Source organism: Aestuariirhabdus litorea (assembly GCF_003864255.1).
In the GTDB taxonomy this organism is placed as follows: domain Bacteria; phylum Pseudomonadota; class Gammaproteobacteria; order Pseudomonadales; family Aestuariirhabdaceae; genus Aestuariirhabdus; species Aestuariirhabdus litorea.
This window is the reverse complement of the sequence record NZ_QWEZ01000002.1, coordinates 1,057,048-1,076,039: the sequence shown is the minus strand read 5'-3', so window position 1 is coordinate 1,076,039 and position 18,992 is coordinate 1,057,048. Positions and strand designations below refer to the sequence as shown.

At 60.0% G+C, this 18,992-nt stretch carries 17 protein-coding genes; 6 read left to right on the top strand and 11 right to left on the bottom strand.

Going from position 1 to position 18,992, the window contains the following annotated elements; all coding sequences use genetic code 11:
* Positions 1-55: 55 nt before the first annotated feature.
* A complete protein-coding gene (locus tag D0544_RS15145; protein WP_125017605.1) occupies positions 56-1,837 on the bottom strand; it encodes an acyl-CoA dehydrogenase C-terminal domain-containing protein in 1,782 nt (593 codons plus the stop codon).
* Positions 1,838-2,111: 274 nt separating this feature from the next.
* On the opposite strand from D0544_RS15145, the gene D0544_RS15140 reads away from it, so the two are divergent.
* The gene (locus D0544_RS15140) at positions 2,112-2,360 is read left to right on the top strand and encodes a hypothetical protein (protein ID WP_125017603.1); all 249 of its coding nucleotides are present in this window, start codon (positions 2,112-2,114) and stop codon (positions 2,358-2,360) included.
* Positions 2,361-2,410: 50 nt separating this feature from the next.
* Here D0544_RS15140 and D0544_RS15135 read toward each other — a convergent pair whose 3' ends face one another.
* From D0544_RS15135 to bioB, 8 genes are all read right to left on the bottom strand, one after another.
* Complete coding sequence (locus D0544_RS15135; protein ID WP_125017601.1) at positions 2,411-4,213, bottom strand: phenylacyl-CoA dehydrogenase; 1,803 nt, start codon at positions 4,211-4,213, stop codon at positions 2,411-2,413.
* A gap of 246 nt (positions 4,214-4,459) precedes the next feature.
* Positions 4,460-5,356 (bottom strand): putative metalloprotease CJM1_0395 family protein, encoded by an 897-nt coding sequence (locus D0544_RS15130; protein WP_125017599.1) that lies wholly within the window; start codon positions 5,354-5,356, stop codon positions 4,460-4,462.
* A 33-nt stretch (positions 5,357-5,389) separates the two neighbouring features.
* Entirely contained in the window at positions 5,390-5,620 is a 231-nt protein-coding gene (locus D0544_RS15125; protein ID WP_125017597.1) for a flagellar basal body rod C-terminal domain-containing protein, read from the bottom strand.
* A gap of 152 nt (positions 5,621-5,772) precedes the next feature.
* Positions 5,773-6,456 (bottom strand): dethiobiotin synthase, encoded by a 684-nt coding sequence (gene bioD, locus D0544_RS15120; RefSeq protein ID WP_125017595.1) that lies wholly within the window; start codon positions 6,454-6,456, stop codon positions 5,773-5,775.
* Between the two features lie 3 nt (positions 6,457-6,459).
* Complete coding sequence (bioC, locus tag D0544_RS15115) at positions 6,460-7,245, bottom strand: malonyl-ACP O-methyltransferase BioC (RefSeq protein WP_125017593.1); 786 nt, start codon at positions 7,243-7,245, stop codon at positions 6,460-6,462.
* Positions 7,232-7,996, bottom strand: a complete 765-nt coding sequence (locus D0544_RS15110; RefSeq protein WP_125017592.1) for an alpha/beta fold hydrolase — start codon at positions 7,994-7,996, stop codon at positions 7,232-7,234. Before D0544_RS15110 ends, bioC begins: the two co-directional genes overlap by 14 nt.
* Positions 7,989-9,188 carry an 8-amino-7-oxononanoate synthase gene (bioF, locus tag D0544_RS15105; RefSeq protein WP_125017590.1) on the bottom strand — a complete coding sequence of 400 codons (1,200 nt, stop codon included), beginning with the start codon at positions 9,186-9,188 and terminating at the stop codon, positions 7,989-7,991. The genes D0544_RS15110 and bioF overlap by 8 nt, the downstream gene beginning before the upstream one ends.
* Positions 9,172-10,224 (bottom strand): biotin synthase BioB, encoded by a 1,053-nt coding sequence (gene bioB / locus D0544_RS15100; RefSeq protein ID WP_125017588.1) that lies wholly within the window; start codon positions 10,222-10,224, stop codon positions 9,172-9,174. The genes bioF and bioB overlap by 17 nt, the downstream gene beginning before the upstream one ends.
* A gap of 180 nt (positions 10,225-10,404) precedes the next feature.
* Here bioB and D0544_RS15095 point away from each other — a divergent pair, with 180 nt between their 5' ends.
* The 5 genes from D0544_RS15095 to D0544_RS15075 all read left to right on the top strand — a co-directional run bounded on the left by D0544_RS15095 (position 10,405) and on the right by D0544_RS15075 (position 16,308).
* Positions 10,405-11,103: a ComF family protein gene (locus D0544_RS15095; RefSeq protein WP_125017586.1), complete on the top strand. Its 699-nt coding sequence runs from the start codon at positions 10,405-10,407 to the stop codon at positions 11,101-11,103.
* Positions 11,104-11,196: 93 nt separating this feature from the next.
* Positions 11,197-13,221, top strand: a complete 2,025-nt coding sequence (locus D0544_RS15090) for a methyl-accepting chemotaxis protein (protein ID WP_125017584.1) — start codon at positions 11,197-11,199, stop codon at positions 13,219-13,221.
* 168 nt (positions 13,222-13,389) lie between these two features.
* Positions 13,390-14,400, top strand: coding sequence for a serine/threonine protein kinase (locus tag D0544_RS15085; RefSeq protein ID WP_125017582.1), 1,011 nt, complete (start codon positions 13,390-13,392; stop codon positions 14,398-14,400).
* Between the two features lie 102 nt (positions 14,401-14,502).
* Positions 14,503-15,777, top strand: coding sequence for a bifunctional O-acetylhomoserine aminocarboxypropyltransferase/cysteine synthase (locus tag D0544_RS15080; protein WP_125017580.1), 1,275 nt, complete (start codon positions 14,503-14,505; stop codon positions 15,775-15,777).
* Between the two features lie 81 nt (positions 15,778-15,858).
* Positions 15,859-16,308: a PaaI family thioesterase gene (locus D0544_RS15075; RefSeq protein WP_125017579.1), complete on the top strand. Its 450-nt coding sequence runs from the start codon at positions 15,859-15,861 to the stop codon at positions 16,306-16,308.
* Positions 16,309-16,373: 65 nt separating this feature from the next.
* On the opposite strand, the gene hemE is transcribed toward D0544_RS15075, so the two are convergent.
* Together hemE and D0544_RS15065 are read right to left on the bottom strand one after the other, a co-directional pair.
* Positions 16,374-17,438 carry a uroporphyrinogen decarboxylase gene (hemE, locus tag D0544_RS15070; protein ID WP_125017577.1) on the bottom strand — a complete coding sequence of 355 codons (1,065 nt, stop codon included), beginning with the start codon at positions 17,436-17,438 and terminating at the stop codon, positions 16,374-16,376.
* A 105-nt stretch (positions 17,439-17,543) separates the two neighbouring features.
* Positions 17,544-18,962, bottom strand: a complete 1,419-nt coding sequence (locus tag D0544_RS15065) for an FAD-dependent oxidoreductase (RefSeq protein ID WP_125017575.1) — start codon at positions 18,960-18,962, stop codon at positions 17,544-17,546.
* Positions 18,963-18,992: the final 30 nt, after the last annotated feature.

The following is an 18,992-nucleotide window of genomic DNA, read 5'->3' as shown; positions in this document are numbered from 1 at the left end:
AGAGCGGGCATCCCCTTTTTGCTGGCGCAGGCCAAGCCCACGCACCGAGACAGACTTAGAACAGCTCGTCCGCCAGTGCGTACAGCGGTGCCGCACCCGACTGGATACTCGCTTCCAGGCTCAGGTTGCGGGGCAACAGGCGCTGGTAGAAGTAGCGCGCCGTCACCAGCTTGGCCTGATAGAAGTCCGGCTCCTGGGTGCCTTCATCCAGCTTCTGCTGGGCCTTGGTCGCCATGAGCGCCCACATATAGGCGTAAGCGGTGTAGCCAAACAGGTGCAGGTACTCAACCGATGCCGCTCCGATCTCGTTGGGGTCATTGGCTGCACGATCCAGAACCCAGTCGGTCACAGACTGCAGGCGGTCACAGGCGTCGAGCAGGGGGGCACGAAACTCTTCCGGCGCACCGGGGGCCGCCTCGCGGACTTCGTCCAGGAACATGCGGGTCCACTCGCCACCGTTGGCTACGGTTTTACGCCCCATCAGGTCGAGCGCCTGCACCCCGTTCGTGCCTTCGTAGATCTGTGCAATGCGGGCATCACGGACCAGCTGTTCCTGGCCCCACTCGCGAATATAGCCGTGTCCACCAAACACCTGTTGGCCATCGATGGTGTTGTTCAGACCCATGTCACTCATAAAGGCCTTGGCGACCGGTGTTAACAGCGCCACCATCGCTTCGGCACGAGCCACCACCTCGTTGTCATCACTGAACTTCACCAGATCGAGCTGCTTGGCAACGTAGGAGGAGAATGCCCGCCCTCCCTCTGTGGTGGACTTCATGTTCAGTAGCATACGGCGAACATCAGCGTGTACCAGGATCGGGTCAGCTGCCTTTTCAGGTTGCACCGGACCGGTAGCCGCCCGCCCCTGGATACGATCACGGGCGTACTCGATGGCGCTCTGGTAGGAGGCCTCACCCACACCCAGTCCCTGGATACCCACCCCCAGGCGCTCGTAGTTCATCATGGTAAACATGCAGGCGAGCCCCTTGTTGAGCTCACCCACCAGGTAGCCGGTGGAGCCATCAAAGTTCATCACGCAGGTAGCGGAGCCCTTGATACCCATCTTGTGTTCAATGGAGCCGCAGCTAACATTATTACCTTCGCCCAGGGAGCCATCGGCATTGACCTTGATCTTGGGCACCAGGAACAGGGAGATGCCTCGAGGGCCTGCCGGGGCATCCGGCAACTTGGCCAGCACCAGGTGAATGATGTTTTCGGTCAGGTCATGCTCACCGCCGGTGATAAAGATCTTGGTTCCGGTGACACTGTAGCTGCCATCGCCATTGTCCTCGGCACGGGTACGTATGATACCCAAGTCGGTGCCACTGTGGGGCTCGGTCAGGCACATGGAGCCGGCCCAGGTACCCGCATACATATTGGGCAGGTAGGCCTGCTTCAGCTCTTCAGTGGCATGAGCATTGATCGACAGACAGGCGCCCACTGTCAGCATCGGATAGAGGCCGAAAGAGAAGTTGGCGGCCATGGTCATCTCTTCTACCTGCGAGGAGAGCATCTTGGGCATCCCCATGGCACCCATCTCCTGATTACCGGTCAGGCCCACCCAGCCACCGTCGGCATAGGTCTGGTAGGCTTCCTTGAAGCCGCTCGGGGTGGTGACGGCACCCTCATTCCACTGACAACCCTCTTCATCGCCGCTACGGTTGATCGGGGCAACCATCCCTTCGATCATCTTGGCCGCCTCTTCCAGAATCGCATCGGCCGTTTCAGGGTCGACCGTTTCCTGCAGTGCTGGCAGCGATGCCCAGATTTTGTCTGCCTCAAACACTTCGTTCATTACGAAGCGGATATCCCGCAACGGTGCTTTGTATTCAGCCATGCTGTAAACCTCTTAGCTCAATTTCTTACTATGGATGCCCCGATCCCGTAGGGCTTATAAGCGGATCCGTAACTTGGACCCGATCATAATCAAAGAACTAGATAGACTCAATTAGTCTGTTTGTGACCAATAGGTCACGATATTATTTCCTGGCAGCGGCCCTGTTTCTGACACCTGCCCGCCCAGAAAGTGCTCAATATGGCAAACCTGTCTATGACACCCCCTGACATCCCCGCAAAGCTGTTCTAGATTTAGCAGACGGAGGATAGGAACCATGCCGATCTTGATGTTGATGCTACGAATGGCGGTTCTGCCACACTGGATGTGGCATGAAGAGCCTGATGAAAAACACTTTTACCATCGCACGTTTACTCCCCGTTACCGCGCCAAACGGCGCATTGTGCGCACCCTCTGGCTGGCCGCAGGACTTCTCATGCTGTGCAACCCGGTATTACCCTTTGTGATTCTGATCGGGCTCCCGATGACCTTGCTAGGGTTCGTTATCCTCGACGAAACCCGTTAGTAAAAAAACCCGCTCACTGGAGCGGGTTTTTAGTAGCACCGGACCCTGTCTTACTGCTCAGGACCAAATTGTGCAACACCCATCTCCATCAGGTTATCCGCACCGGACTCAATCGCGGCCTTATGGGCCAGGGTACGGGGCAAAATACGCTGGAAATAGAAGCGAGCGGTGTGGACCTTAGCTTCGTAGAAGTCGGCTTCGGTGGAACCGGCCTCAAGCTTGGCCTTGGCAATCTTGGCCATCTGTGCCCAGAAGTAAGCCAGAACGGCATAGCCTGAGTACATCAGGTAGTCGACAGAAGCAGCGCCCACCTCCTCACGGTTGCTCATGGCGCTCATACCGATCTTCATGGTCATCTCCCCCCACTGCTTGTTGAGCGCTGCCAGCGGTTCAACAAACTCCTTCAGGGAAGCATCCTCGGCATTCTCCTTACAGAAGAGGTGAACCAGCTTGGTGAATCCCTTGAGGGCTTCACCCTGGGTCATCAGTACCTTGCGGCCCAACAGGTCGAGCGCCTGAACCCCGGTGGTGCCTTCGTACAGCATGGAGATACGGCAGTCACGTACGTTCTGCTCCATACCCCACTCACTGATAAAGCCATGACCACCATAAACCTGGATACCGTGGTTGGCGGCCTCAAATCCGGTTTCGGTCATAAATGCCTTGGCGATCGGTGTCAGGAACGCCAGCATCTGGTCCGCTTCCTTACGCTCCTCCTCGGTACCGTGCTGGGTGATATCCACCTGCTTGGACGCAAAGTAGGCCATGGCGCGGTTACCTTCGGTAAACGCCTTGATAGTCAACAGCATACGACGAACATCAGGGTGCACAATAATGGGGTCTGCCGCCTTTTCGGGAGCCTTGGGACCGGTCAAAGAGCGCATCTGAAGACGCTCACGGGCATAGCTCAGTGCGCCCTGCATGGCGATTTCACTGTGCGCCAGCCCCTGCAACGCGGTACCCAGACGCGCCGTGTTCATAAAGGTGAACATGCAATTGAGGCCCTTGTTTTCAGGGCCGATCAAAAACCCGGTCGCCTCGTCAAAGTTCATGACGCAGGTAGAGTTACCGTGGATACCCATCTTGTGCTCAATCGACCCGCAGCTTACGCCGTTGCGCCCGGCCACATTGCCATCGGCATCGGGCAGAAACTTGGGAACGATAAAGAGGGAGATACCCTTGGTACCTTCAGGGGCATCGGGCAGGCGAGCCAGTACGATATGAACGATGTTATCGGCCATGTCGTGCTCACCCGCAGAGATAAAGATTTTGGTACCGCTGACCTTGTAGGTACCGTCCGCCTGGGGCTCGGCTTTAGTCCGCAGCAGGCCGAGATCGGTTCCGCAATGGGGCTCGGTCAGGCACATGGTACCGGTCCACTCACCGGATACAAGCTTGGTCAGGTAGGTCTGCTTCTGCTCATCGGTACCGTGGGCATGAATGGTGTTCATGGCGCCGTGGCTAAGGCCAGGATACATACCCCAGGACCAGTTAGCCTCACCCACCATCTCGCTCATCACCAGACCCAACGACTCCGGCAGGCCCTGTCCGCCCACTTCGGGATCATGGGCCAGTGAGGGCCAACCGCTCTCTACGAACTGCTCATAGGCCTCTTTAAAACCATCGGGAGTCTTAACCCCCTCTTCGCTCCAGGTGCAGCCCTGGGTATCGCCCACACGATTGAGGGGGGCGATGACCTGCTCACAAAACTTGGCACCCTCTTCCAGAATGGCGTTTACCATATCCGGAGTGGCCTCTTCGCAGCCGGGTAAGGTTGCGTAATGCTCCTCAAAACCGAGCAGCTCATCACGGACAAAACGAATATCTCGCAGGGGGGCCTTATATTCTGGCATGGGGAAACCTCGAACTCTTGTTGTGACCATCGAGCACTACGACCTGAGCGCTCGCTTGAACGACAGCCTTTCCGAAGTGCGGAGGATGTCTATTGTAATAGTTAGCTTTCAAACAGCTGTTTGAAACATACGTTTACAGAGCATTAATGTCAACTATTTCTGGTTGCCTCCAACAATTACAGCAAGCCACCGCCTCAAGCTGCTGCTTGAGATTCAGAAAGGAAGGAAATACAGGGAAAAGGCTGGTCAGGCCGAGAGGTCGATTGAACCTTTGCTATCGGAAAGCAGGTTGACTTGGCTCAAAACGCTATAGGTATCAGCCAGTCCCTGGTTGGTTCTGAGCAGGCGGTCCCGCTGCAGGCGCTCCTGCTCACGCTGCCGCTCACGTTGTGCAGCGAACTGCTCTTCACGGGACAGCCTCTCCTGCTCCCGCTGCTCCTCCAACTCCTGTGCAGCTTCGCGCTCGGCCCGATCCTCTGCACGCTGAGTCTGCTCCTGCCTACGCTCTTCTACCGCCTCAGCAGCAAGCTCCCTGGATGCCTGCAACTTGATCTGCGCAGCCTGGGCAGCGACTCGGCGATCCTGCACCGAAGGGTTAGCCGGCGCCAACGCTGCTCGCTGCACCTGCTCTGCACGCTCAATGGTGGCCTTGGGGTCACCCTCAACCCGCCCTACCGCAATACTGACCTCGCCGGAAGTCGCATAGCGACGCCCATCCGGCCCAATGGTGTATTGATAGCTGGCCGCGCCGGCCAAAGCGCCACCCACCGAAGCATGGGCCTGTTCATGGTTCCTCACCTCGCGATCCCGAGCCACGAGTTCGGAGATCTGCAACCGCTCACGCTCGCTGTTTTCAGCAAGGCGCCCCTGCCCCCCTTCCGGTGCAGAGGGGGTGGTTTGCGACTCCTCCTGAGCAGAACCCTCCTCATCGGAGGCCACCAGCTGCTGCTGGAGGTCCAGCGCCTTTTCCTTGGCCTTGTCCGGTGATTCCCTTGGGCCGGACTTTGGCGCTAGCGCATCGGTCTCTTCCACCGGGCTGAAGACACGACTCTCCTCTTCAGGAGCGGTCTGCGCTTCCTGTTGTTTACCGACCGGCGCCGGGGGGGTCACTATTGGCGCCAGATTAAAAGGAGGAATCTGCATGGTTCTCCTCACGCCCGCTCAAGGCGGCCTTTATTATGCCAGGGTATCGATCAACGTCCCCAGCACCTCATCAGCCACTTTCACCGTTTTGGCGGAAGCCTCAACCTGCCGCTGACTGGTTTTAAGCTCTACCAAAGAAGAGGCGACATCAACCTGGGGGGCGGCAGTTCCCGCCTCAGCGATACTCTGGGCAGCCGCACGCAGGCTCTTCTGGCCTGCCTGTATGCCCGCCAAACCACTGTTAAACGCAGAGTCAACTTTCATCGCTTATGGCTCCCGATCGCCCAGGATCAACTCACTCAGTATAGCGCTTATCCTCCCGGACAGCGCCCACCATGTTCACATTTTAACCAAATTCAGATACCAGTAAAACGTGCTCACAGCAACTAAATAAGTTGGGCATATAACTTATCGAGTTATAAAACGGGGGTCAGGTCAAGATACTGGGCCGCAAGCTCGGCAGTGGGCTGGCTAAGATGAGGGATCACCCCGAGCAGCGGGGCACCCAGACGCACACGCAGACTCTCCAGGTTATCATCGAAACAGCTCATCTGCGGATCCACCTGATTGGCTACCCAGCCCGCCAGCGGCAATCCATCGCGGCGGATCGCTTCCACCGTCAACAGCGCATGGTTGAGGCACCCCAGTTTCATGCCCACCACCAGGATAACCGGCAGGTTCAGGGCCACCGGCACCCCACTGAGCGTCTCCCGCTCGTTGAGGGGGACACGCCATCCGCCGGCTCCCTCGACCAGCTTCAGGTCGGCACGTTGCATCAGGGCTCCGCGACACAGCCCCACCAGCCGATCCACCGAGAGTCGGCGCTCCTCCTGGCGAGCCGCTATGTGGGGCGCAATGGCCGACCGCAGGGCCACCGGATTAATCTGCTCGTAGGGCAGGGGAAGCGTCATGTGCTGCTGCAACAAGAGGGCATCACTGTTACGCAACCCCTCTGCGGTCTCTTCACAGCCGGCGGCAACCGGTTTTAGCGCCAGTGTACTCAAGCCCTGGCTTTTGGCCGCCTCCAGTAGCGCACAGGCCACCAGCGTCTTACCGGTATCGGTATCGGTTCCGGCGATAAAAAACTGTCTTCGTTGCACGAACTAAGCCTCTTTAATTAGCACACCAAACACCACCTGGTAGGTAGCCGGCAGGCGGTGCTGCTCATCCCTGAAGGGTTCATAGCCGGCCTGCAAAGCCTTCAGGCGCGACGGTGTCATCAGCCCCTTGCGCCGCTCTCCGGTGAGGGTGTTGGCCCCCAGGGCAATCAGCTCACGATTGAGCTGGACGACGCGTCCATAATGCACACAGTGGGGTACCTGCTGCAGCCGCTCGACACGAAACCGGCTGGCCTCGGCATCGCTTTGCAGCCTGTGCAGGGGCGGGTAATCGTTAACGTGGCTGAAGCGGTCCACGGCTTGCCAGGCCATCCTCAACTCCTGCAGGGTGCCCTCGCACAACGTTGAAAACACAAACACCCCGCCCGGGCGCAGCGCTCGATACACCTCATCCAGCACCGTCAAGAAGCGCTCGCACCACTGTATCGCCAGGCTGGAGAACACCAGATCCAGCGCATCGGCCTTCAGGGGCAGGCGTTCCGCATCGCCGCCGCACCAGCTCGGTCCCGGATAACCAGCGCGCGCGTGCGCCAGCATCCCCTGCGCCAGGTCGCACCCCAGCACCCAGGCGTCGGGATAACGTCGCTGCAGTTCGTCGGTATGCACACCGGTTCCACAGCCCAGATCGAGCACCCTGTCGGGCTGGCAGCGTCCGGGAATCAGGGTCATGACCTCAGCCGCCACCGCCTGCTGCAGGTGGGAGGCGCTGTCGTAACTCGCGGCTGCCCGACCAAAACTTTCTGCGATCGCCTGCTTGTTAAGCGGCACCATAGTCGCCTCCTTCAGCACCGCACGCGCAGCGCTCCAGCAGGGACTTCAGGTGCTCAGCGACGGTATCGGCCTGGTCGGCCAACAGCAGGTGGCCGCTGTCCTCAATCACGCTTACTTCGCAGCCCAGCTGTTCAGCGAGGGCAACCGGCACCAGTCCATCCTCCTGCGCCAGCAGTGCGAGCAGGGGCTGGGATACCCGATCCATCAGCCCACGGTAATCGTCCCCCAGCAGGGCGAGGCTGGACAGCAGCACCTGCTGACTCCCCGTAAAGGCCACCTCCTCCCTCAACCAACGGGCCTGGCGGCGCGCCTCGGGACTTCCCTGGCAGCACAGCTGTTGAAAGCGACGCAGGGTAAGGGCGGGGCTCTCGGCCACCCCATGGGTAAATTGATCGAAGGTCTCGACCGCCATCCCGGGCCAATTGTCACGGGCGACAAAACAGGGGTTACAGGTCAGCAGCATCACCCCCGCGACCCGCTGGGGAGCCCGAGCCGCCAGCATCAGCGCCAGAATGCCACCCAACGACCAGCCCACCAAGACCACAGGCCGGTCGGGAATCTGCTCCAGCAGCGCATTCTCCAGGGCTTCAGGGGCCTGCCACAGCGTCGGATCGGCCACCGGTGCTTCATAGCCCGGTAGCGAGAGCACTCTGGACTCCACGCACCCCAGCGCCGCCCGCAGCGGCTCAAATGCGGTGGTCGGCATCGACCAGCCGGGGATCATAACCGCCACAGGTAAGGACTTACTCACCACCAACCCCTTGCTCTTTAGTCACCTTGGCCAGCGCCTCAAGCAATCGGTCCACATCCTGCTCGCTATGGCTGGCACTCAGGGTGACCCGTAGCCGGGCGGTACCCCTGGGCACGGTCGGTGGCCGGATCGCACTCACCAGAACCCCCGCCGTCTCCAGCCGTTGGCTCAAAGCCAACGCCTGCCCCGCGTCACCGACCAAAATAGGCTGAATCGGTGTAGTAGAGTCCATCAGGCGCAGCCCGAGTGCCAGGGCGCCTGCCCTGAAGCGGGCGATCAGCTGCGCCAAATGGGTCCGGCGCCACCCCTCCTCCTTCAGCAGCTGCAAACTCTCGAGGGTCGCGGCCGCGACGGCCGGTGGCATGGAGGTGGTGTAGATGTAGCTGCGGGCCTGCTGGATCAGGGTTTCAATCAGGGTAGCGCTGCCGGCGACAAAAGCGCCGGCAGTGCCGAACCCCTTGCCCAGAGTACCCACCAGTACCGGCAACTGATCGCTTCCCAGCCCAAAGTACTCCGCACAGCCGCCTCCGGTCTCGCCCAACACTCCGAAGCCATGGGCGTCATCCACCATCAACCAGGCACCCTGCTGCTGGCACAGCTGCGCCAGCTCCGGCAAGGGCGCCAGATCCCCATCCATGCTAAAAACTCCGTCAGTAACCACCAACTTACGCTGAACGCTAGACGCATTAAGACGCTGCCTGAGGCTATCGACATCATTGTGGAGGTAGCGCTTGAAACGGGCCCCGGACAGTAGCCCTCCATCAATCAATGAGGCGTGGTTCAGGCGGTCCTCAAACACGGCGTCGCGCTTATCCAGCAACGCTGTGATGACACCGGTATTGGCCATATAGCCGGAGCTGAACAGCAGCACCCGTTCGCGCCCCGTGAACGCGGCCAGAGCCTCCTCCAGGGCGTGATGGGGCTCACTGTGGCCGATCACCAGGTGGGATGCGCCGCCACCCACCCCGTAGCGGGATGCCGCACGCTGCAGGCTCTCAACCACCCGTGGATGGTTCGCCAACCCCAGGTAGTCGTTGGAGCAGAAGCCCAAAAGCTCACGCCCATCGCAATGCAAGGCCGGTTGCTGCGGAGATTGCAGCAGGCGGCGCCGGCGATAAAGGCGTTGCGACTCTCTTTCTACCAGCTCCTGTTCAAGGCTGTCGAAGCCCCGTCGATCAGGCCGATGCGTCATAGAAGAGCGCATCCTGCTGCTGTTTGACCAAGGACTGCCGAATCTCGGCCTCCGCCGCCTCATCGCCCTGGGCAATCGCCTGCTCGGGCCGCAGCCCAAGGCGGGCAAAGAGCTGCAGATCACGATTTTTTTCCGGGTTGGGGGTGGTCAGCAGGCACTCTCCGTAGAAGATGGAGTTGGCACCGGCCATAAAGGCCAGCGCCTGCATCTCATCGCTCATGGTTTCACGCCCGGCGGAAAGCCGAACGTAGGACTGGGGCATCATGATGCGGGCCACGGCGAGGTTGCGGATAAAGTCGAACGGGTCTACCTCTTCGGCCGCCTCAAGGGGAGTCCCCTCTACCCGTACCAACCTGTTGATGGGCACGCTTTCGGGGTGTTTGGGCAGGTTGGCCAGCTGCACCAAAAGCCCGATGCGGTCGTTGGCCGTCTCACCCATTCCCAGGATACCGCCACTGCACACCTTCATCCCGGCTTCGCGCACGTGCTCAAGGGTATCCAGCCGATCCTGGTAGCTGCGGGTGGTGATGATCTTGTCGTAAAACTCGGGGGAGGTATCGAGGTTGTGGTTATAGTAATCCAGTCCCGCCTCCGCCAGCTGCTGCGACTGCGACGGGTTCAGCATGCCCAGGGTCATGCAGGTCTCCAGACCGAGTGCTTTTACCCCTTTCACCATCTCCAGTACATAGGGCATATCCTTTTCGCTGGGGTGCTTCCAGGCCGCCCCCATACAGAAGCGACTGGCTCCACCCTCGCGAGCCTGGCGTGCCTTTTCCAACACCTTCTCAACCGCCATCAGCTTCTCTTTCTTGAGGCCGGTATTGTAATGGCCACTTTGCGGACAGTATTTGCAATCCTCCGGGCAGGCCCCGGTCTTGATCGACAACAGGGTGCTGGTCTGCACCTGGTTGGGGTCAAAGTGCTGGCGATGCACCGTCTGGGCCTGGAACAGCAGGTCCATAAAGGGGAGCGCAAACAGCGCCTTGACTTCGTCAGCTGTCCAGTCGTGGCGGACCTTGGCAGGGGTGGTAGGCATTATTCGATTCCTGGGGTTGAGGCGCTACTGTTATTGGCTCACATAAACTGCAGACAGCGACTACGCCAGGGGGCGCCATCTACGCTGGTTTCAGCCTGCAAAACGGATTTCCATAGCGCTGCATCATATCTTCTGAAACGCCCCTGTCAACCAAACACCATAGCGCAGGTTTACTAGTGTATGTTATTTGACCGCATTCATGTCCCCTGCCTACTCTGCGGTGCTCGAGCCCGCGCCCGTTTACCCCTTTGCGAGCCCTGCCTGGCCGCCCTCCCTCGGCTGCAGAATCCCTGCCCCCGGTGCGCCCTGGAACACAGAGGCCCCACCGGCAGCCTATGCGGGCGCTGCCTTGGCTCGCCCCCGCTGTTCCAGCATTGTATCGCGGCGCTGGGTTACGAATTTCCGCTTCGACAACTGATTGGCCGTTACAAATACCAGCAGCAGTGGCTTTTTGGCCCCCTGTTTCAGCAGCTACTGTGGCACCGTTTCAGCGAAGCGCTTAGCCTCGCCACCCCACCCGAGGCGCTGATAGCGGTTCCGCTTCACCCCCAACGCTTGCGCGAGCGGGGGTTCAACCAGGCGCTGGAGCTGGCGCGCTTCCTCTCCCGGCGCAGCGGTATTCCACTGCTCCACCCCCTAGTTAACCGGCAGCGCCACACACCCCATCAGCAGGGCCTCTCACTCAAAGAGCGCCACCGCAACCTCAAGGGTGCTTTTCACCTTGAGCCGCCTCTCCCGGCCCGCCACCTGATGCTGGTCGACGACGTGGTCACCAGCGGCGCTACCGTCAATGAGATCACGCGCCTGCTGCTTCGCAAGGGGGCCAACCGTGTCGATGTGTGCTGTCTGGCACGGACGGGTTCCCCCACTGCCGGTTAAAGCTTCTCCTATACTTTCCGATACAAAGGAGTGCTGACACCCAAAGTAGCGGGTGTTGTTTATCGCCTGTACTAACCACTCGGGGCCCGCTCCATGATAACGCTAACCCTCTCCCGCAAGCTGGGTCTTGGTTTCTCATCCATCATATTTCTGATGCTGATCACCGCCGTGGTGGTGCTGCAATCGATCTCCAGCATCAATCGCAGCGAACTCCAACTGACCTCGGTTCGTTTCCCCACGGTACTGGCCAGCAAGGACCTGCTGAGTCACATCAATGGCTCCATCGCCGCTTTGCGAGGCTATATGCTGCTCGGCAGTGAGGCCGATAAGGGAGAGGAACACAAGCGTTTGCGCCAACAGTCCCTCGCCGGTATCGATAACGCCCTCGAGCGCCTGCAGCAACTCTCCAGCCAGTGGCAGGACGATAACACCCGGCAGGGGCTGGCGAACGTGATGCTGCAGCTAGAGGGTTTCAAGCAGTCCCAGCAGTCTATTGAGGAGATCAGCAACACCGATGACAACATCCCCTCCTATGCGTTGATGATCTACGACGCTGGGCCTTTTGCCCAAACCCTGCTTGACCAACTCGATGTGCTGGTCAAGGAGGAGGCGGGCCTTGAGCCCACCCAGGAGCGGAAAAACCTGCTCAAGCTCTTTGCCGACAGCCAGAGTAGCTTCTCCAACGCCTTCTCCTTTATCCGCTCCTACCTGATTTCCGGTTCCGATGAAGACCGGGAAAAGTACAACTCCAGCATGGTCATCAACGACCAGCGTACCCGGGAGATCGATCGCCAGGCGTTTCTGTTTAACGATACCCAAAAGAGTCTGTGGAGCTTCTATCTGGATATGAGGGAGTCCTTCGCCCCACTGGCGCAGGAGATTTTCCAGCTCCGCAGCGCCGATGACTGGAACGTTGCCAACTACAAGATGGGGGCCGACCTGGTGCCCAGGGCGCAACAGCTCACCGCCGAGGTTGAAGCCATTATTGCCAACCAGCAGGCCCTGATGCTTGAGGATCAGGCCGCCCTGCGAGAGGCCAATGCACGCATGGGTGTGGTGATGAAGGTCGCTACCGGGCTGGCCGTCATCATCAGCGCCCTGATCGCGCTGCTGCTCGCCCGCCAGCTGCTCGCCTCCCTTACCCCGATCAACCACCGGGCCCAGCAGATTGCCGACGGCGACCTGTCCGGCAAGGCGCTGCCTATCCGCAGCCGCGATGAGCTGGGAGAGCTGACCGGTGCCATCAATAGGATGTCTTCGCAGCTACGGGAGCTGGTGACCGACGTCTCCGCTTCTGCCCGGCAGGTCAGCGCCGGGTCGGAGCAGCTCCACGAAGCCAACCAGAAGATTGCTGATGGCATGCTGGAGCAGACCAGCAAAATCACCTCCATTGCCACCGCCATCGAGGAGATGTCGGCCACCGCGGACGATGTGGCCCAAAACACCGCTGAAGCGGCTGGCGGTGCCAATGATTGCGTTGAAATCGCCCGCCACGGTGGATCGGTTGTAGAGCAGACCATCGAGACCATCAACGCCATCCATCACGCTGTCACCGAAAGCAACCAGGCGGTCCTCTCCCTCAGCGCCCAGGGAGAGGAGATCGGGCGTATTACCGAGGTCATCCGGGGGATCGCCGAGCAGACCAACCTGCTGGCACTGAATGCCGCCATCGAGGCGGCCCGTGCCGGTGACCAGGGCCGCGGATTTGCCGTGGTCGCCGACGAAGTTCGCCAGCTGGCCCAGCGTACCAGCGAATCGACCACCGAGATCTCGCAATCGATCCAGTCGATCCAACAGGAGACCCAAAGCGCCGTGCAAAAGATGGCGAAAGGAATGAAGCTGGTCGAGGTGGGACGGGATTCCGCCCAGGGGGCAGGCGGTGCCTTGTCCAGCGTCATCGATAATGTCAACCGGGTATCCGGTATGGTGGCATCCATTGCTTCGGCAACCGAGCAACAGTCGGCGGTTTCCAGCGAAGTGGCCAACACCATCGAGGAGATCTCCTTCATCATCCAACAGGCCTCGGAGAGCACCAGCGATAACGCCATTGCTACGGACGAACTCAGCCGTAAGGCGGTTGAACTTCAAGCCACCATCAGCCGCTTCAGCACCGGCTAAGACCGCGGCACGGGACACCGAGCCCGAGCAACACAAATGAGTCAGTGCAGGCAGCGGGGGCAGCAAGGTACAATCCCTCTCCAGTGGCGATAACCCTGGCCGGCCCATCGGCCACCGTAACCGCCACCGTGCACTGACCATCCACCCCGCCCCATTCGCAGGCCCCCCATGCCCACTCACACTCACGACGATCCCCCGGCGAGCCAGCCCTATTACAACCTCACCCCGGATACCGTCATCGATGCGGTGGAAAGCATCGGCTACCTGAGTGATGCGCGGGTACTGGCACTGAACAGCTACGAGAACCGCGTCTACCAGGTCGGCATTGAGGAGCAGAACCCGCTGATAGCGAAGTTTTATCGTCCTAATCGCTGGAGTGATGTGCAAATTGCCGAGGAGCACCGGTTTTTGTTCGAGCTTGAGGCGTTGGGGTTACCCGTGGTACCCCCCATGGCGCTTGAGGATGGCACCAGCCTGCATCGCTTTAACAACTTCCGTTTTTCCCTCTTCCGCCGCCAGGGTGGCCATGCCCCCGAGCTCGATAACCTCGACCACCTACTGGTGCTCGGGCGTATGATGGGGCGCATTCACCAGTGCGGTGCAAGCGCCCCCTTCCAGCAGCGACCCCGCGTGGACATCAAGAGCTACGGCGAGGAGTCGGTCGCCTTTCTTCTGGCCTCCGAATTAATCCCCGAGGGGCTACGGGTCGCCTACCGGAGCCTGTGTGAAGACCTGCTGGCCCAGGTTCGGCGCATCTGGGCCGAGGTGGGCGAACAACCCCCGCTGCGCCTGCACGGAGATTGCCACATTGGCAACATCCTGTGGCGTGACGAAGCCCCCCATTTCGTTGACTTTGATGATTGTCGCAACGGCCCCGCGATCCAGGATCTGTGGATGTTCCTATCCGGGGACCGCAACCAGCAGCAGCTGCAATGCAGCGAACTGGTGGAAGGCTACAACGAGTTCAACGACTTCCCGGCGATCCAGCTGCGGCTGATCGAGCCGCTGCGCACCCTGCGCCTGCTGCACTACAACGCCTGGCTCGGCCGGCGCTGGTCCGACCCTGCCTTCCCCCACAGTTTTCCCTGGTTCAACACGGAACGTTACTGGGCCGAACATATCCTGGAACTGCGCGAGCAGCTTGCGATGTTGCAGGAACCACCATTGCAACTCTGGTAGGGCGCGAGGCACAGATTACTCCACTTTAGTGGTATCCCTCTGGCAAAGCCGGGCTACACTGATATGCTTGCTCTTTTACCATGTCATCCAGGGGGATCACCGATGAAGCTCGAAACCATTGCCGTACACGGCGGCTACCAGCCCGACCCAACCACCAAGGCGGTTGCGGTTCCCATCTACCAGACCACCTCCTACGCGTTCGACAATACCCAGCACGGTGCCGACCTGTTCGACCTTAAGGTCGAAGGCAATATCTACACCCGCATCATGAACCCCACCACAGCCGTGCTTGAGCAGCGGGTGGCGGAAATGGAGGGTGGCATAGGCGCCCTGGCCACCGCTTCCGGTATGGCCGCCATCACCTACTCCATCCAGACCATTGCCGAGGCGGGTGATAACATCGTCAGTATCAACAAGCTGTACGGTGGCACCTACAACCTGTTTGCCCACACCCTACCCAAACAGGGGATCGAGGTGCGCATGGCCCCCCACAACGATATCGAGGCCCTGGTATCGCTGATCGATGACCGCACCAAAGCGGTGTTTTGCGAGTCGATAGGTAACCCTTTGGGCAACATCGTGGATATCCGCGCCCTCGCTCAGGCAGCTCACGCAAAGGGGGTTCCTGTGATCGTCGACAATACGGTGGCGACCCCCTATCTGCTGCGCCCCATCGAACTCGGCGCCGATATCGTTATCCACTCCCTCACTAAATACATGGGGGGCCACGGCAACTCCATCGGCGGCATCGTGGTGGACTCCGGTAAGTTCCCCTGGGCCGAGCACGCCGACCGCTTCCCGCTGCTGAACCAGCCCGACCCCTCCTACCACGGAGTCAACTACGCTGAGGCACTGGGTGCCGCTGCCTTTATCGGCCGCTGCCGGGTGGTCCCCCTGCGTAACACCGGCGCCGCTATCTCGCCGATGAACGCCTTCCTGATTCTGCAAGGCATTGAAACCCTGCCACTGCGAATGGACCGTCACTGCGATAACGCCCGCGCTGTCGCCACCCACCTGCAGCAGCACCCTATGGTGGAGTGGGTCAATTACGCGGGGCTCGATAACAACCCCGACCATGAACTTTGCTATCGGGAGATGGGCGGGCGCGCATCCGGCATCCTCAGTTTTGGTATCAAAGGGGGGGCCGAGGCCGGTGCCCGCTTCATCGATGCCCTCAAGCTGATTACCCGGCTGGTCAATATTGGGGATGCCAAATCCCTGGCCTGCCATCCGGCCAGCACCACCCACCGCCAGCTTAACGCCGAGGAGCTCGCCGCCGCCGGGGTCTCTGAAGACATGGTTCGCCTCTCCATCGGGATTGAGCACATCGACGATCTGCTGGCGGATATCGAGCAGGCCCTGGCAGCCGCAGGGTAGTTATCGACACCCCTTTTGGTGCTTTTGGTCATTGGCGGCCTCCCCCCAAGTGGCGACACTGGTAAAAAAGGGAGTCCTGCCATGACCTTCAGCCCGGAAATTGCACGTGAGTTTGTCGAAAACCGGATCGCCTTTGTCCAGCGCATGGGCCTCAAGGCCGAGTGCCTCGAACGGGGCCATGTGCAACTGCTGGCCCCCATTGAGGGCAACCAAAACCACATCGGCACCATGTACGCGGGGGCCCTCTTCACCCTCGCCGAGATTCCCGGGGGCGCCCTGTTTATGACCAGCTTCGATGTGGCCCACTTCTACCCCATCGTCAAGGAGCTGAAGATTGAGTTCCTGCGCCCGGCCACCTCCGACATCCGTTGCGAGCTGCGCATGACCGATGCCGAGATCGAGGCACTGCAGGCGGCAGCCAACAAGCAGGGCAAGGTCGACTACCTGCTGGAGGCTGAGCTGGTCGACACCGAAGGGGTCAGGGTCGCCCGCGCCAGCGGCACCTACCAGCTGCGCCGTATCGGTAGCTGAACCTCCGGCGAGCGACCACAAAAAAGGGCCGCAATGCGGCCCTTTTTTTATTCCGTATCCGGTAATTACGAATGGTACTTCGCCGACAGCTCGTGCACGGCATCGACAAAGACGCGTGCGCTTTCAGGGTCAACGAACTGGTGAATACCGTGGCCCAGATTGAATACGTGACCGTTACCGTTGCCAAAACCCTGCAAAATGGTAGCAACCTCTTCACGAATGCGCTCCGGTGAGGCATAGAGCACGGAGGGGTCCATATTGCCCTGCAGGGCCACACGGTTACCGATCCGCTGGCGCGCCTCGCCAATATCGATGGTCCAGTCGAGACCGACACAGTCGGCACCGGCATCGGCGATCTGCTCGATCCACTGGCCACCGTTTTTGGTAAACAGGATCACCGGCACCTTGCGACCTTCGCTCTCACGCGTCAATCCTGCCACGATCTTGGCCATATAGTTGAGGGAGAACTCACGATAGCAGGCAGGGCTCAGCACGCCCCCCCAGGTATCAAAGATCTGTACCGCCTGGGCACCCGCTGCAATCTGGGCGTTCAGGTAACTGGTGACCGACTGCGCCAGCTTGTCCAGCAGCTGGTGCATTACCTGGGGCTGGCTGTACATCATCTGCTTGATATGGCGGAAATCCTTGGTAGAGCCCCCCTCCACCATATAGGTGGCGAGCGTCCAGGGACTGCCGGAAAAGCCGATCAGGGGCACGCGACCGTTGAGCTCCCGGCGAATGGTGCTGACCGCCTTGATCACGTAATCCAGGCGATCCGCCGGGTCAGGGATCGGCAGCGCCTCGACATCGGCCTCGGTGCGCACCGGCTTCTTGAAGCGCGGCCCTTCACCGGTTTCAAAGTAAAGACCCAGATCCATCGCATCAGGAATCGTTAGAATGTCGGAGAACAGAATGGCCGCATCCAGCTCGAACCGATCCAGTGGCTGAATCGTCACCTCGCACGCAAGCTCCGGGTTCATGCACAGGGACATGAAATCGCCAGCCTGTGCACGGGTAGCCTTGTACTCGGGAAGGTAACGGCCCGCCTGGCGCATCATCCATACCGGCGTTACATCAACAGGCTCGCGCAGCAGAGCACGCAGGAAACGATCATTTTTCAATTCAGTCATGGGACTCTCTATCCTGATAGAACACATCAAAGGTGGCGTACTATAGCAAACACCCCGTTGAAAGGCAGCGCCGTGCGCTGCCCATATCGTCAGGGGTGATCTGGATCAAACCTCGAGGTAATCGAGGATACCCTCCGCTGCTTGCCGACCCTCCCAGATAGCGGTGACCACCAGGTCGGAGCCACGCACCATATCGCCGCCGGCAAACACCTTGGGGTTGCTGGTCTGGAACTTGTACGCCTGCTGCTCGGCGGCCACCACGCCCCCCCAGCTGTTCAGTTCGATATTGTGATCCTTGAACCAGGGGGCCGGGCTGGGCTGGAAACCGAAGGCCACCAGCACCACATCGGCAGGGATCACCTGCTCGCTGCCGGGCACCACCTCCGGACGCTGGCGGCCACGCTCGTCGGGCTCCCCCAGACGGGTGGAGACCACCTTGATGCCCTCCACCTTGCCGTTACCCACCACCTCGACCGGCTGGCGATTGAAGAGGAACTGGACTCCCTCCTCGCGGGAGTTTTCAACCTCTTTGCGTGAGCCGGGCATATTGGCTTCATCCCGACGGTAGACGCAGGTGACCGAGCGGGCACCCTGGCGGATGGAGGTACGATTGCAGTCCATGGCGGTGTCACCACCACCCAGTACCACGACTCGCTTGCCCTTCATGTCGATGAACTCGCCGTTCTCCTCGTAGCCAAGGCAACGGTTCACGTTGGAGATCAAAAAGGGCAACGCATCGTGAACACCCGGCAGGTCCTCACCCGGGAACCCGCCCTTCATATAGGTGTAGGTACCCATGCCCATAAACACGGCATCGTACTCATCCATCAGCTGCTGCATACTGACATCCTGGCCGATCTCGGTACGCAGGCGGAACTCGATCCCCATCCCTTCGAAGACCTTTCGGCGACGCTTCATGACGTCCTTTTCGAGTTTGAACTCGGGAATACCAAAGGTGAGCAGGCCTCCGATTTCGGGGTGACGGTCAAACACCACCGCCTGCACGCCATTGCGCGCCAGTATATCGGCGCACCCCAGTCCCGCCGGGCCCGCCCCGATAATGGCTACCCGCTTGCCGGTCGGCTTGACGTGGGAAAGATCCGGGCGCCAACCCATGGCAAAGGCGGTATCGGTGATAAACTTCTCGGTCGCCCCTATTGTCACGGCACCGAAACCTCCGTCACCCAGGGTGCAAGCCCCTTCGCACAGCCGGTCCTGGGGGCAGACTCGCCCACACACCTCGGGCAGGGTGTTGGTCTGGTGGCTCAACTCGGCGGCCTCGATGATGTTGCCTTCGGCCACCAGTTTGAGCCAGTTGGGAATGTAGTTGTGTACCGGGCAACGCCATTCACAGTAGGGGTTGCCACACTCCAGGCACCGGTGGCTCTGCGCCTTCGATTCCTTATGGGTAAAGGGTTCATAGATCTCTACGAACTGGGTTTTACGGACATCGAGCTCTTTCTTGCCCGGCTCTATTCTGGCCACATCAAGAAACTGAAAGCTGTTGTTCAAACGCTCAGTCATGCTGCCTACCTCATTCATGCATTCTGTGTA